Annotated in this window: 12 protein-coding genes and 1 other RNA gene; 6 read left to right on the plus strand and 7 right to left on the minus strand. The window is 40.5% G+C overall.

Going from position 1 to position 13,315, the window contains the following annotated elements; all coding sequences use genetic code 11:
• Positions 1-38 precede the first annotated feature (38 nt).
• Positions 39-374, plus strand: a complete 336-nt coding sequence (ytxJ, locus tag ACQ2HE_RS15895; protein ID WP_430896852.1) for a bacillithiol system redox-active protein YtxJ — start codon at positions 39-41, stop codon at positions 372-374.
• A 182-nt stretch (positions 375-556) separates the two neighbouring features.
• Here the strand turns inward: ytxJ and ACQ2HE_RS15900 are convergent, their stop codons facing one another.
• From ACQ2HE_RS15900 to ACQ2HE_RS15910, 3 genes are all read right to left on the minus strand, one after another.
• A complete protein-coding gene (locus ACQ2HE_RS15900) occupies positions 557-952 on the minus strand; it encodes a hypothetical protein (RefSeq protein WP_430896850.1) in 396 nt (131 codons plus the stop codon).
• A gap of 98 nt (positions 953-1,050) precedes the next feature.
• Positions 1,051-1,902, minus strand: coding sequence for a hypothetical protein (locus ACQ2HE_RS15905; RefSeq protein ID WP_430896848.1), 852 nt, complete (start codon positions 1,900-1,902; stop codon positions 1,051-1,053).
• Between the two features lie 53 nt (positions 1,903-1,955).
• Positions 1,956-3,068: a hypothetical protein gene (locus ACQ2HE_RS15910; protein ID WP_430896846.1), complete on the minus strand. Its 1,113-nt coding sequence runs from the start codon at positions 3,066-3,068 to the stop codon at positions 1,956-1,958.
• Between the two features lie 124 nt (positions 3,069-3,192).
• Here ACQ2HE_RS15910 and ACQ2HE_RS15915 point away from each other — a divergent pair, with 124 nt between their 5' ends.
• The 4 genes from ACQ2HE_RS15915 to ACQ2HE_RS15930 all read left to right on the plus strand — a co-directional run bounded on the left by ACQ2HE_RS15915 (position 3,193) and on the right by ACQ2HE_RS15930 (position 7,130).
• Positions 3,193-3,879 (plus strand): response regulator transcription factor, encoded by a 687-nt coding sequence (locus tag ACQ2HE_RS15915; RefSeq protein WP_430896844.1) that lies wholly within the window; start codon positions 3,193-3,195, stop codon positions 3,877-3,879.
• Between the two features lie 2 nt (positions 3,880-3,881).
• Complete coding sequence (locus ACQ2HE_RS15920) at positions 3,882-5,255, plus strand: sensor histidine kinase (protein WP_430896842.1); 1,374 nt, start codon at positions 3,882-3,884, stop codon at positions 5,253-5,255.
• A gap of 76 nt (positions 5,256-5,331) precedes the next feature.
• Positions 5,332-5,838 (plus strand): hypothetical protein, encoded by a 507-nt coding sequence (locus tag ACQ2HE_RS15925; RefSeq protein WP_430896840.1) that lies wholly within the window; start codon positions 5,332-5,334, stop codon positions 5,836-5,838.
• On the plus strand, positions 5,838-7,130 hold the full coding sequence (locus ACQ2HE_RS15930) for a SulP family inorganic anion transporter (protein WP_430896839.1): 1,293 nt from the start codon (positions 5,838-5,840) through the stop codon (positions 7,128-7,130). The genes ACQ2HE_RS15925 and ACQ2HE_RS15930 overlap by 1 nt, the downstream gene beginning before the upstream one ends.
• Positions 7,131-7,806: 676 nt before the next feature.
• Here ACQ2HE_RS15930 and ssrA read toward each other — a convergent pair.
• The 4 genes from ssrA to ACQ2HE_RS15950 all read right to left on the minus strand — a co-directional run bounded on the left by ssrA (position 7,807) and on the right by ACQ2HE_RS15950 (position 12,747).
• Positions 7,807-8,183, minus strand: a transfer-messenger RNA (tmRNA) gene (ssrA, locus tag ACQ2HE_RS15935).
• A 411-nt stretch (positions 8,184-8,594) separates the two neighbouring features.
• On the minus strand, positions 8,595-9,944 hold the full coding sequence (gene rseP, locus ACQ2HE_RS15940) for an RIP metalloprotease RseP (protein ID WP_430896838.1): 1,350 nt from the start codon (positions 9,942-9,944) through the stop codon (positions 8,595-8,597).
• Positions 9,945-10,041: 97 nt separating this feature from the next.
• A complete protein-coding gene (locus ACQ2HE_RS15945; RefSeq protein ID WP_430896836.1) occupies positions 10,042-11,211 on the minus strand; it encodes a 1-deoxy-D-xylulose-5-phosphate reductoisomerase in 1,170 nt (389 codons plus the stop codon).
• Between the two features lie 42 nt (positions 11,212-11,253).
• Positions 11,254-12,747 carry a GH3 auxin-responsive promoter family protein gene (locus tag ACQ2HE_RS15950; RefSeq protein WP_430896834.1) on the minus strand — a complete coding sequence of 498 codons (1,494 nt, stop codon included), beginning with the start codon at positions 12,745-12,747 and terminating at the stop codon, positions 11,254-11,256.
• A gap of 238 nt (positions 12,748-12,985) precedes the next feature.
• Between ACQ2HE_RS15950 and rplU the strand changes: the two genes are divergently transcribed.
• Entirely contained in the window at positions 12,986-13,288 is a 303-nt protein-coding gene (gene rplU / locus ACQ2HE_RS15955) for a 50S ribosomal protein L21 (protein WP_430896832.1), read from the plus strand.
• Positions 13,289-13,315 lie beyond the last annotated feature (27 nt).

Genomic DNA, 13,315 nt, shown 5'->3' on the forward strand with positions numbered 1-13,315 from the left:
AGAAAGCTTCGTAATTTTGCCCAGCAAAAAAATAGAACATGGCAGTAAATTGGATTCCGCTTACTACCGAAGCGCAATTGGAAGATATCAAAGTAAAATCGACTACAAAACCACAAGTCATTTTTAAACACAGCACCCGCTGCAGCATCAGTAGCGTGGCTAAAAGCAGATTAGATCAATCAACAGGCCCAGAAAGCATTGATTTCTACTACCTCGACTTGCTTCAATACCGCAATATTTCCAATAAAGTGGCAGAATTGTTCGCTGTTCACCACGAGTCTCCCCAAGTAATTTTGATCAAAAACGGCGACTGCACTTATGATGAAAGTCATATGGGCATTCGAATGAACGAAATTGTGGAAGAAGCTAAATAAGTGGGGGAACTATCGTTCTGGTCTTTTCGCTTTTATGTAGCCATTTCCGGCTGAGAATTTCATTCCAGTTTTAGCAGTTCTACCACTGTTTTGTTGTCATCAGCTATCGAACAGTAGTCTAAGTTCGCACCAAATAATGCCCACCTAAAGCCTAAGGCCTAAAAAACCAAAGCCTATCCCCATTACATTCTCCGGTTCAAAAACTTGAAGAATTCCAACTTCAACTCGGCATAGAGCTTTTTGAAGGTATCTATTGACTCTCGGAGAGCCGCATGATCCTCAAATTTTGATTTAGTAGCCTGAATAGGATTCAGATTTTGAAATGCATGAAGCACTAATTGTTCGTGTTCATTGATGTCGTGTAAAAGGGTATCGAGTACTTCTTTTTGTCGAATGAACCTGTTTTGGAACTGCTCTACTTCTACCATAACATCGTGTTTGGTATTCTTTGAAGCAATTTCTTCTAAGTAATTGTTCAACAATTTCAATTCGTCTTTGTAAAAAGACAACTCATTACTCCACAAACTGTGTTCGAAGTGTAATTGATTTAATGGCACTGCAACTTTTAAGGTTTCCATGTTTATTCGTTTTAGCCAAAGCTAGTTTGGAACATGGTGCCAGTTTTATGAGATAGGTCAAACGAAGTGGTGAATTTAAACAGCCAGCTATCTGAAACTTATTTCTTCTTATAGAAATACAAGATCACAGCATTGCTGAATCCTTTTTCGCTGAGGGTGTAAAAACCACTGCCATCGAGGGCGAAACTAACGGCTTCACCCTGAGGCTCAATTTTATAGGAAATGCCTTTGGGTTGAGAAAGTAAGGCATCGCCAAGTGATTTACCCGTAGGTCGTACAAATTGATTCAAACCGAAATAGGTTTTTACCAAAATTGTATTTTTATCTGGTGCCAAAGCTGCACTTACCACTCCTCCGTAACCAAGGGTGCCAATTTTAGTGACTACTTGTGTAGGTTGATATGGATAACTAAGTTTGTAAACGATGGAAGGATTGTCGCGTTTAGAAATAATATAGATGTCTTTGGTTGTTGGGTCTACGATGAAAGCTTCTGCATCATGATTGCCATCGGGATAGGTAAAGGCAATTTTTGTAACATTGTAAACCGTGTCTGCAGTTGCCAAGGGCTCTTCCATCAAGTAGAAATAATAGGTTCCGTGAACGGCATTGTTATCTCCTATTTCTCCGATATAAATGGTATTACCAACGAGGGCCATGTCTTCCCAATCTCTGTTTTCGGCTCCTTTTACATAAATACGCTTTTTCACCGTTCCGTCTTTTGCGAGGAGAATGAGTTCCGGTGGTGTACCACTGTCTTCTTGAACCCATATATAACCCGGATTGGCTTTGCTATCGGCAATTCCTGAAGCTTCTTGAATCATAGGTGTAACGGTATGTGCTGTAGGAACGGTGTCGTAGATCAATCCATCGATTGATTCATTTACTTCCCGTTGGCAACAACTAAATAGCGCCATTACAAGTACCGGAACTACCATAGCAAAAGGTTTCATTTGGGGTCAATTGATTTGGAAAGTTAGTTCAAAGCCTCGAGTAATACAAGTAGCTATAGTTTGTACTTCGCATACCAAGTACTCCACACACGAAAAGCTTCTCTTTCTCTCCCGGTTTGATCTTTCAACCCGGTATCTTGCCAAACCAGAAATAAATCTTGAAACAGCCCCATGGATTTAATTGTTGCTGTACCTGCATCGTAGTCTTTTGAGCAAAACCACACCAAAAACACGCCGTTGTTTTTCTCTAGAATCCCAATTACTTTCTCTAAATAGGCTGCTTGCCAAGCTTCATTTCCTTGCTTGTCGAGCAGAAAAGAGGGTATTTTCAAGGGCTCTGCTATAAAAGAAGTTTCAGCAAAAGCGATTGGCTTACCGGCGGAATGCACTAGAAAACGCTCGAAATAATCGGCCGGAAATTTTGCAGGATCGGTATTGCCATCGGCGGTAGAACTGGCATTGGTGTATGGGTAGGCACTTAATGTAAAATAATCAGTATAAGGCACCAATTGTATCGCATTGTCTAACATAGCAGGCGCTTCGCTTACCATAAAACTCAGGAATATTGGTGTATTGGGGAATCTTGATTTTAACTGATCATAAACCTGTTGTACAAACGATTTGTAGATTCGAAAAGAATCGCTGTTCCATTCATGCGAATTGGATTCCACTCCATAATTGATAAAACTGGGTTGCAGGTTATTAGCGAGATAGCCGATATAGTTAACATAAGCCGCCACTACCTTAGGATCGTTGATCGGAAGCTTTCTCCATACATTTTTTATGCTATCGGACATGGTAGATGTTGCATAGTAATCGGCTTTACTTTTGCGCGACAAATTCAGGGGGGCTACACTTAACAATACTTTTTTTCCGGGATTGACTTTAGTGATTCGCGTAAGTAAATCGGTATTGAGTGCCGATGGCCAATTCTTATTTGTATACGCCTCTTCGTAAGGGATTCCTTCGTCGAAATGGTGGGAAACCAAGTCACATTTTGTATTGATAAATTTATACGCCGTATCCACTTCTGCAACGGTGAAGTCGGCAGGCCAAGGAGTAGTACCCATATAGAAATGACGACTATCGGGGTTGGCACTCTTTTTTGAACAGGCCATCAATAGAACTAAGACCACGATATTAAAAGGTAAGAGAACCTTTTTCATAGAATGAAGGTTTTACTATTCAGGGCCTTTGTTTACTGCCCTTAATGGATTCTGAGTGGAAATTACGATATTTACCTCAGTTAAGCAATGCATGTATTCGCCTGATTTTGAAAACATTAACGAAATGCCAAAGATATTACTAGTTGAAGATGAAACGAGTTTAGTGTCGATGTTAAACAAGGGGCTATCGGAGGAAGACTTTGAGTTAACGGTAGCATTTGACGGAACTACTGCTTTGGATATGGCCCAGCAACAAAGCTTCGACTTGATAATACTAGATATTCTACTACCTGATAAAAGCGGCATTGAAATTTGTAAAATTCTAAGAGAACAGAATATACTCACTCCCATTATCTTTCTAACAGCATTGGGAAGCAGCGACAATATTGCACTTGGGCTGAACAGTGGAGGCGACGACTATATTGTTAAACCCTTCAAGTTTAACGAGTTGTTAGCTAGGATAAGAGCGCAATTGAGAAGGAATCAAATTATCAATCAAGTACTTCAAAAAGAATCGAAAAATATTGTAATTGAAGATTTGATCATCGATGACGATGCGAAAACAGTTACGAGAAGCGGAGAAAAGTTAACTCTTACGGTAACCGAATATCGACTGTTGATGGCATTAGCAAAAAACAAAGGAAGGGTGGTTTCTCGTCCGGAGCTTTTAGAAATGGCATGGGAAATTGATTTCAACTTAAATACCAATGTAGTAGATGTGTACATCAACTATTTGAGGAAGAAAGTAGATTCGAAATTTGAAAACAAGCTGATTCAAACTGTAGTAGGGATGGGTTACACCATACGATAAGCATGAAAACAACCAGTAAACTAGCGTGGGTAATTATTGCAGCCAGTACGTTGATTATTTCACTATTGGCGGTGGCCACGTATTATTTTATTAAGAACTATTCTTACACTGATTTTTACAAGCGATTGGAAACAAGGGCCCGCATCACGGGCGATTACTATTTCGAAGTGGAAGGAAAGGAGTCGGAAACTTATCAAAGGCTTCGTGAAAAATATCTAGAAACACTCAATAATGAAGCGTTTCATATTGTTGAGGTAAACAGCGATAGTGGCAAATCTATTATCAAACAGTTAGAACTCCCCTCTTCTTTTATTCAATTGGCTGGAAAAAACGGAAAGAATCGGTATCAGCGAAACACCGTATTTTTCGAGGCCTTGAAATATGTGCAGCATGGAAAAACCTACTTGGTTATTCTATCGGCAGAAAATTATTACGCTGAAAATCATTTGAAATTCATTCGCTATTTACTAGTTGGCATCATCATTATTATGGCTCTTGTAGTAACATTGCTCTTCTATTACTTCACAAAGAACATCTTCGATCCAATTACAAAGGTAACCAATAAGGTAAAGGCCATTAGCACCGAGAATATTCATGAACGCTTGGAGAAAGAAAAAAACAGTCCTGAAATAGATGCTTTGATTGCTACATTCAATGACTTATTAAGCAGACTAGAAACAGCTTTTCAAAGCCAGAACAATTTTATCAGCAACGCCTCCCACGAATACGGAACGCCATTAACTGCCATAATTGGAGAGGCGGAAATAACGTTGAAAAAAGACCGTACTCAAGAAGAATACAAGGAGGCGTTGACCTCTATTCTTACGCACGCAGAACGAATTAACACCATTACTCAGTCGCTTTTACTGTTGGCACAAATTGGTTACAACAATCGTGCGATTGATTTAACGATTTTACGATGCGACGATTTGGTGTTAGAAGCAGCAACAGCCATTGAAAAATTACATCCAAAGGCACGTATTAATCTAGACTTCAATTTCCTTCCGGAGAATTCTTTCAAATTGAAAGTAAACGGGAATCGCCAATTGTTACTGGTGGCCTTGGGCAATATCATAAACAATGCATGTAAATATTCGAATTACCAAATAGTTACAGTAAGTGTAGCTTCTAGCGACCAGTATGTAAACATCAAGGTAATTGATACCGGAATTGGCATTCCGGTGGAGGACCTACCCTATATTTACGATCCCTTTTTTAAAGCTAAAAACGCCAAAAGATTTGAAGGATACGGCATTGGGCTGCCACTTACCCGCAATATCATTCACTTGCACAAAGGCGAGTTAGTGATTGATTCTCAAGAAAATAAGGGCAGTTTAGTTCATATCAAACTCCCTATTGCCAAAATTCCACAATAATTCTAATCAAATCCTAATCTATTTCTAAAGCCACTCTAATATCGGGGTAGGAATTTTGTATTCTCAATAAAAAGTTATGGGATACAAAACGGTATTGATTCCTTTCGATTTTAATCACCAATCATTGAATTTCATCCATTCGTGTTTAACGCAAATAGATGAACCGGTGAAAATTCGACTGGTGTTTTCGTCACAAACAGAAGAGTCTATTTTCTCTCTGTTGTTCGAAAGTAAGAGCCGTAGAATCCGTAAATATTTGGATCAAGAATTTCGAGAGGAATTGGATATCATAAAAAATGTTCACGAGAACAAAATACAAGAGTTTACTGTAGATGTGTTTAGAGGCTGGAACAGGGCGGCGTTGGCTAATTTCTGTGAAGGCAACAAAGTGGACATGATAATGCTACCAACAGGGACCTTGTCAACAAGTGCTCAACACAGGTGGTTAATCAAAAATTTAAGAAAAGCCGCATTGCCGATACAATTGATTGAAACCATTCAAAGAACAGGATTCATTCAACAGTCGACAGCAACGATTGATGGCGAGCATCAGTCAGCAGATAAAGTGGAGGTTACAAGATAATGAAGAATCTTTTCTTACATAAGAAGAAGTATTCAAAATATCAACACCAACTTAGTCAAGTTCCAACCACGCTCAAGCAATCGTTTCGGTTATCGCTTTCGCAGTTACCGATTGCTGCTGCTGTGGCGATGGCCATGGGATTTCGGCCGGAAGTTGGATTGATAGGGTTACTGTTGTCAGTATTGAGTGGAGCTATTTTTGGCATAAACCGCATGGGATACAGCCTTGCCTTGGTTCCAATATTGGCAGGATTCTTTGCAACAGAGGTTACCGGCGCCAATCCATTCCGGGATAGCGACTATACCATATGGGTAGCTGCTGCCTTAATCAGTGGGCTCTTGGTATTGCTATTTAGCATATTTGATTTAAAGAAGTTCTTTGACGGTTTGCCGGCAACCTTTAAAACAGGATTTTCCATTGTAGTAGTAATAAGTATATGGGGATTGATACTGAATCCAATTTTGGGTATTTCCAGTTTTGAATCCTCTGCATTTTTCTCAACAGGTTGGATCGCTCATTTGTACAAAGCCGTTCATCAAATTCACAAAGTGAACGATTGGAGTGTTTATATAACCGCTGTAACGGTTTTTGCAGCAATGGCATTGTCGAATTTCAGGACTCTCATTCCTGCTAGTTTTGGCGGTATGATAGCCGGAACAGTATTGTCACTTACGATACTTGGTGAAAAAAATATTGTAACCTGGGGTGAAGTTTGGGGAAACACGGTATCCCTTTTACCTGTCTTTTTCGAACCCATGTCCTTAGAATGGAATTTTCATCAAATTACCCAACTCGTGTATCTGAGTTGTTCGATCACGGTAGTAGCTCTTTTTGAACTCAATGCATCCAATTCCAATATCCCAAGGGGAGCTTTTACAGGAATGGGCTTCACTCAAATATTGAGTCCGATTATTGGTGGAGGGCCTGTTTCAGGAATCATGAATAGTGATTCCATAAAAATCAAAGAAGGCGTTGCGACACCGGTTTTACTTGTTTCAAAGTTGGTGTTTACTACGGTTGTTGCGGTGCTCGTAGCGCCTTATTTGATTCACGTGCCTGTAGCAGTTTTTGCGGGGCTCTTATTATTTGTATCCATTCAGGTTTTGAGAACTGTAAAATGGCGTACTGTATGGAAATCAGACAATCGAGATAAGATTCGATTAGGGGTACTGATTATGGTAGGTGTTTTTGTAAATATTGTAATAGGATTAATAACCACTTTCACAGTGCACCATATTATGAAGGCTTATTCGAAAAGAAAAGCAAAACGAGCTGCTTTACTAACTACGTAAAGCAAGTTAAGAGAGACGTTAGTTCATTTCCAACGATTCATAACTGCAAACAGTTATAATAGTTGAGTTAAGGAAACACGGGGTCCGATTCTTCGGACCCCTCTTTTTAATTAATAATTAAGGAATTAATAATTAATAATGGAACAGCCGGGAGTAATTAATAATTAATAAGTAATAATTAATAAGTAATAATTAATAATTGAACAGCCGGGAAAACAGGAACGAGGAGAAGAGGAAACGAGGATGCGAGGAAGCGAGGAGACGAGGAGGAGAATTGGTGAATGTGGCAATGAAAAACAGGTAGAAGAACATGTTTATGAATAGACGAAATGAGTGTACTTGAGGACTGCCGTCGATTTATCGCGGCGGACTTTCAAAAAGATCGATTTGTAGCAACGCGATTTATCGGGTTGAATGAAGAAGGGGAAAGAGGAGAAGAGGAAACGATGAAAGAAGGAGAAACTACCAGCGCTGCGAAAACGCTGCGATCGCTGCGCCGCTGCGGTGAAAAAAGAAAGAAAGGGGAAGTAAATAAGAGTCTATGTGAATTCATTGCGAGGTTCCTGAGGTTGAGTTGAAGGACTGCTGCGCCGTTTCGATGAACTACTTTAACAAAAAAAGGGCCCTTCAATGAAGGGCCCTTTGTAAATTTTTAGTTTTTTACTACTTTATCTATTTGTGGAGGTGAGGGGACTCGAACCCCTGTCCAAACATATTCCCCAAAAGCTTTCTACATGCTTATTTCGGAATTAATTGTCGGAAAGAAGCAGGAACCGAACGAACCAACTACCTTCTTAGCTGAATGAGTCTTTTGCTAGGGTCACAGCCTTCACTAGCAGCAACCTGTTTTGTTTTTTAAGTCGGCGGCGGAGCTTGGTAACAGATCAACCTGCTCAACGCGGCCCAAATGACTATCTAATCACTGATTAGGCAGCCATGGCATACTGAGTATTGCCATTTATGGTTTGAGTATTCAGATTTACGTGCTAATTACCCAACGCACGGCATGCTTACACCTTCAAAGATCTACGCTGTCGAAACCAATACACCCCCAGCGGGATGCAAAGATAGTGAATATTAGGTTAGGTGTTGGGTTTTAGGCTTTAGGTGTTAGGCTTTAGGTTTTAGGCGTTAGATATTGTTAAACATTGTAATGGGCCTGAATTGCAAGTGAAATGCCCCAATGCCTGAGGCCTAAAGCCCAATGCCTTTTTCAACAATGAAACCAACCTGAATTGTAAGTGAAACGACCCAAAGCCTAATGACTTTTTAAACATTGAAACCAACACTGATTGCAAATAAAACGACTCAAAGCCTAAGGCCTAAAGCCTAATACCTTTCTCAACATTGAAACCAACCTGAATTGTAAGTGAAACAGCCCAAAGCCTAAGGCCTAAAGCCCAATGCCTTTTAAATCATTGAAACCAACACTGATTGCAAATGAAACGACTCAAAGCCTAAGAGCTACTTAAACAATCTCCAAAAATCAAGCCCCAAGGCATAAGCCATCAATCCTAACAAGAGCACCATACCCACCATTTGTGCGTATTCCATGAACTTGTCGCTAGGCTTACGGCCGCTGATCATTTCGTAGAGCGTGAATATAACGTGTCCGCCGTCGAGTGCGGGGATCGGAAGAATATTCATGAAAGCGAGTACAATGCTTAACAGGGCGGTCATGCTCCAAAAGCGTTCCCAATCCCAGTTTGCATCGAACATATTACCAATACTCAGGAAGCTTCCCAAGCTTTCACTTGCTTTCACTTCTTTAGAAGTGAAGAGCATCTTAAAGTTTTGGACATTCGCTACCAATGTACTCCATCCTTTTTTCACCCCTGCCGGAATTGATTCGAAAAAGGTATAGGTAATGGTATCAAACTTTAAGAAATTGCTTGCCTTCTTAGGCATAAAGCCAATGCTAGATTCTTTGAGTTTCACCTTAGTTATAAGGGTATCAGTACCGTTTCTCAATATCTGCAATGACACAACCGTATCTTTAAACTGTCTTTTCTTATCTAACAATTCAGCATAAGAATCAATTGACGCGCCATTGAAACCAATTATTTGGTCGTTTTTACGGAAGGTGCCTTCTACGATGTTTATTTCAGGAGAAACCGAATCAACAAAGGCAGGATATTTTGGATAGGCCAATGGATCACCTTTACGAGAGATCAACTGACGTATCGTACCTTCCGGAATCGGTAAGTTTATTTTCTGACCGTTTCTTAAGATCGTTATTGATTTTGCTTCGTTGAGAATTACTTCATTTGATAGCTTGAAGAAATTTGGTAATTCTTTGCCCCCTACTTCTAAGATCATATCACCGTCTTTCAATCCCACTTTTTGCCCGAGGCTATCGACATAGATACCGTATTTCAAGTTTTTGGATGGCAGCACTTCTTCACCCCAAACAAACAAGATCATTGCAAAAAGAATGAACCCGAGTAAGAGATTTACCGTAACACCTCCAATCATGATGATCAAACGTTGCCAAGCAGGTTTGCTTCTGAACTCCCATGCTTCGGCCGGTTTTTTCAGTTGCTCTTTGTCCATACTTTCGTCGATCATCCCGGAAATTTTCACATAACCTCCCAAAGGAAGCCAACCGATTCCGTATTCTGTTTCGCCTATTTTTTTCTTGAAGAGAGAGAAATAAGGATCAAAAAAGAGATAGAATTTTTCAACACGGCACTTGAACCATTTTGCAGGAAGGAAATGACCCAATTCATGGAGCACTACTAATATAGAGAGGCTTAAAATTAATTGGCCAGCTTTGATACCTACTACAGACCAGTCGATCGCTAATTGAATCATGAGTTGTAAATGAATGTTTTAGCACTGCCCTCAATCTCGCACTTTTCAGAGGGGTCAGGCACTACATAAACGTATAAAAATGTTTTTTAGTTTAGGGCTACAGTTTAATGATGGATGCAGCAAAATTACGTGCCTCGGCATCGCTTTCAAAATATTCTTCCAGCGTGGGTTTTGCCACAAAAGGCACTTGATTCATGGTTCTTTCTATAAGGTCGGTCATATCTAGAAACCCGATTCTGTTCCTCAAAAAGGCAAAAACTGCGATTTCGTTGGCTGCGTTGAGCACACAAGGCACGTTTCCGCCTTTGTAAAGGGCGTCGGTAGCCAAGGCTAAATTGCGGAAGGTCTTCGTATCAGGCTCTTCAAAAGTGAGCTGCCCGGGCTTTTTAAAGTCGTATCTCGGAAAATTATTGGGTATCCGTTGAGGAAAGGCCATCGCGTATTGGATGGGTAATTTCATATCAGGCAGGCCCATTTGCGCTTTGATGCTACCATCTTCAAATTGCACCATACTGTGAATGATGCTCTGGGGATGCACCACAACTTGTACTTGATCGGGCTCCAAATTAAACAGCCATTTGGCTTCAATCATTTCTAAGCCTTTGTTCATAAGGGTGGCCGAATCGATGGATATTTTAGCTCCCATGCTCCAATTCGGATGTTGTAATGCATGGTCGCGCTTTACATTTACCAAGAAATTCGGCTTCTTTCCTAAAAAAGGCCCACCTGAAGCCGTGAGAATTACTTTTTCAATTCTATTGAGTGTTTCACCCACCAAACATTGGAAAATTGCCGAATGCTCTGAATCAACCGGAATAATGGGCACTCTTTTCTCAACGGCCAATTGCATTACTATATCCCCTGCCACCACCAAGGTTTCTTTGTTTGCCAATCCTACCGCTTTTCCGGCATTGATGGCATTTAGTGTTGGACGTAATCCGGCGAAACCAACAATAGCTGCCAACATCATATCGTACACATCCATTGATGCTACGTCTTCCAATGCTTTTTCACCACAAAAAACTTTGATATCAGTATTGGCCAAGGCAGCTTTCACCTTGTTGTATTTCTTTTCCTCTCCAATTACTACAATGTTGGGATTGAACTCCAACGCTTGTTTCACAAGAAGTTCATCGTTCGATTGTGCGGTGAGCACTTCCGCACTGAACATATGTTTATTGGCGCGAATTACATCGAGCGCTTGGGTGCCGATGGATCCTGTGGAACCAAAAATTCCTATTCTTTTTACCGGTAATGTTTTTGCCATGGATGGTACTTACTAAACAACTAAAATAATAAAAGTCAAGACTTAGCCGATATAATTTTCCAATTGCTCTGCAATTTTTCGGTCGTTACTGAGTCGGGGTACTTTGTTTTGACCACCCAGTTTGCCAATGGATTTCATATAATCGATGAATCCATTTTTACGAACGGATCTAATTTGAAGCGGTAATAAAATATTTCCGGTAATGAGATCATCGTAGTAAATGTTCTTAGCACGGAGGTTTTCGTTTACTTGATTCGCAAAAGCTTCGATGTTCTCGGGTTCATTTTCGAATTCAATGAACCATTCATGAAAGCTTTTGCCCTTGCCCTGTTGAATCATTGGTGCTACCGTGAATTCAGTGATCTTGATACCTTGTTCTGTAGCGGCTTTCATCAAACTGTATTCTACTTCTTCACCAATTACATGCTCTCCAAAAGCTGATATAAAATGTTTTATTCTTCCACTTACCACCAAGCGGTAGGGGTTGGTAGAAACAAAACGTACGGTGTCGCCAATACTGTAGCCCCACAATCCTGCATTGTTATTAATCACGAGCGCATAGTTCTCTCCCACTTTTACTTCGTGCAATTTCAAGCGGCGCGGGTTTTCATTGAATACTTCCGAAGTGGGGATGAATTCAAAGAAAATACCACTATTGGTATTAAGCAGCAAACCTTCGGCTTCTTGACTGTCTTGAAAAGCAATAAAACCCTCTGAAGCAGGAAAAGTTTCTACGTGTGGAATAAATTTTCCGATGGTATCAAACAATCGTGCTTTGTAGGGTTCAAAATTCACACCTCCGTGAACGATTACTGAAAGATTCGGGAACAGTGCTGCTGCTTTTTTACCGGTTCGTTCTATGAGTCGATCGAAATACATTTGCATCCAAGGTGGAATGCCGCTGATCAGGCGCATGTCTTGTTTCATGGTTTCGTCGATGATTCGATCTAGTTTCGACTCCCATTCTTCGATGCAATTTGTTTCATAAGAAGGAAGCTGATTGGTACGGAGATAGCCGGGTACATGGTGGTTAACGATTCCACTGAGGCGTCCGGTAGGGATGCCACCTACTCTGTCGAGTACTGGAGAACCGGATAAAAAGATCATTTTCCCGTCGGTAAACTTGTTGTTCCCTGTTTCTGCGATGTGGCAGAGCAAGGCATTACGGGCGGTGTTGATATGATTTGAGATCGATTCTTTGGAAATGGGGATGTATTTTACGCCGCTGGTTGTACCTGAAGTTTTGGCAAAATAGATGGGTTTCCCCTTCCATAATACATTGTGCTTTCCCTCTTTGATGCGCTCGATGTAAGGCTTGAATTGTTCGTAATCGCGCACGGGCACAGCTTGTTGAAAATCAGCGTATTGAGATATTTGATCGAACTTATGATCTTTCCCAAACTCTGTAATTTTGGCTGTTTTGATGAGGTCTTTAAAGATACGGTCCTGGTCGGCCAGGGCATTTTCCATATCTTTTTTTACACCTTTATATATATAGCCGGCGAAGGGCTTGGCGAGAAGTGATTTGAATTTCATAATCCTCTATTCGGGCTTTGAAAGGCAAATCTACCCTAAAAAGGGAATACTGCCATCGGTTCGAACCTGTTAAAAATCAATGAAAAACCGTGGAAGGGGCGATTCGGGTATAAGTGGTGGAAAACCCCGAAATTTGGCGAAATTCAGAGGTGGGGGAAACTCTTCAAAAAAAAGTTGAAAGGAAACTGCATTATGTCTTGGAAAATCTTACCTTTGCCGTCCTAATTTTTGGAAAATCATGTTTGCAGTAATTAAAGTGGCCGGTCAGCAATTTAAAGTTGAAAAAGATCAGACTTTATACGTTCCTCGCGTAAGTGGGAATGCCGGCGATAAAGTAGAATTTGCTGAAGTATTACTGGTTGATGCTGATGGCAAGTTATCAGTAGGCACCCAAGTTAAAGCGGTAGTTAAAGCTGAGATCCTGGATCAGGTTCAAGGTGATAAGGTTATTGCTTATAAACAAAAGAGAAGAAAAGGTTTCCGTAAGAAGCACGGTCACCGTACTCATTATACTAAAATCAAAGTAACTGAGATCGCTTAATTGCGACTTCGTCCAACTTAAAAAATC

The organism is Endoryza foliicola (assembly GCF_050589245.1).
Lineage (GTDB): Bacteria > Bacteroidota > Bacteroidia > Chitinophagales > Chitinophagaceae > Endoryza > Endoryza foliicola.

What these genes read in the sequence shown, in the direction of transcription:
- ytxJ (WP_430896852.1), top strand. Translation starts at nt 39, where the DNA reads ATGGCAGTAAATTGGATTCCGCTTACTACCGAAGCGCAATTGGAAGAT.
- ACQ2HE_RS15900 (WP_430896850.1), bottom strand. Translation starts at nt 952, where the DNA reads ATGGAAACCTTAAAAGTTGCAGTGCCATTAAATCAATTACACTTCGAA.
- ACQ2HE_RS15905 (WP_430896848.1), bottom strand. Translation starts at nt 1,902, where the DNA reads ATGAAACCTTTTGCTATGGTAGTTCCGGTACTTGTAATGGCGCTATTT.
- ACQ2HE_RS15910 (WP_430896846.1), bottom strand. Translation starts at nt 3,068, where the DNA reads ATGAAAAAGGTTCTCTTACCTTTTAATATCGTGGTCTTAGTTCTATTG.
- ACQ2HE_RS15915 (WP_430896844.1), top strand. Translation starts at nt 3,193, where the DNA reads ATGCCAAAGATATTACTAGTTGAAGATGAAACGAGTTTAGTGTCGATG.
- ACQ2HE_RS15920 (WP_430896842.1), top strand. Translation starts at nt 3,882, where the DNA reads ATGAAAACAACCAGTAAACTAGCGTGGGTAATTATTGCAGCCAGTACG.
- ACQ2HE_RS15925 (WP_430896840.1), top strand. Translation starts at nt 5,332, where the DNA reads ATGGGATACAAAACGGTATTGATTCCTTTCGATTTTAATCACCAATCA.
- ACQ2HE_RS15930 (WP_430896839.1), top strand. Translation starts at nt 5,838, where the DNA reads ATGAAGAATCTTTTCTTACATAAGAAGAAGTATTCAAAATATCAACAC.
- rseP (WP_430896838.1), bottom strand. Translation starts at nt 9,944, where the DNA reads ATGATTCAATTAGCGATCGACTGGTCTGTAGTAGGTATCAAAGCTGGC.
- ACQ2HE_RS15945 (WP_430896836.1), bottom strand. Translation starts at nt 11,211, where the DNA reads ATGGCAAAAACATTACCGGTAAAAAGAATAGGAATTTTTGGTTCCACA.
- ACQ2HE_RS15950 (WP_430896834.1), bottom strand. Translation starts at nt 12,747, where the DNA reads ATGAAATTCAAATCACTTCTCGCCAAGCCCTTCGCCGGCTATATATAT.
- rplU (WP_430896832.1), top strand. Translation starts at nt 12,986, where the DNA reads ATGTTTGCAGTAATTAAAGTGGCCGGTCAGCAATTTAAAGTTGAAAAA.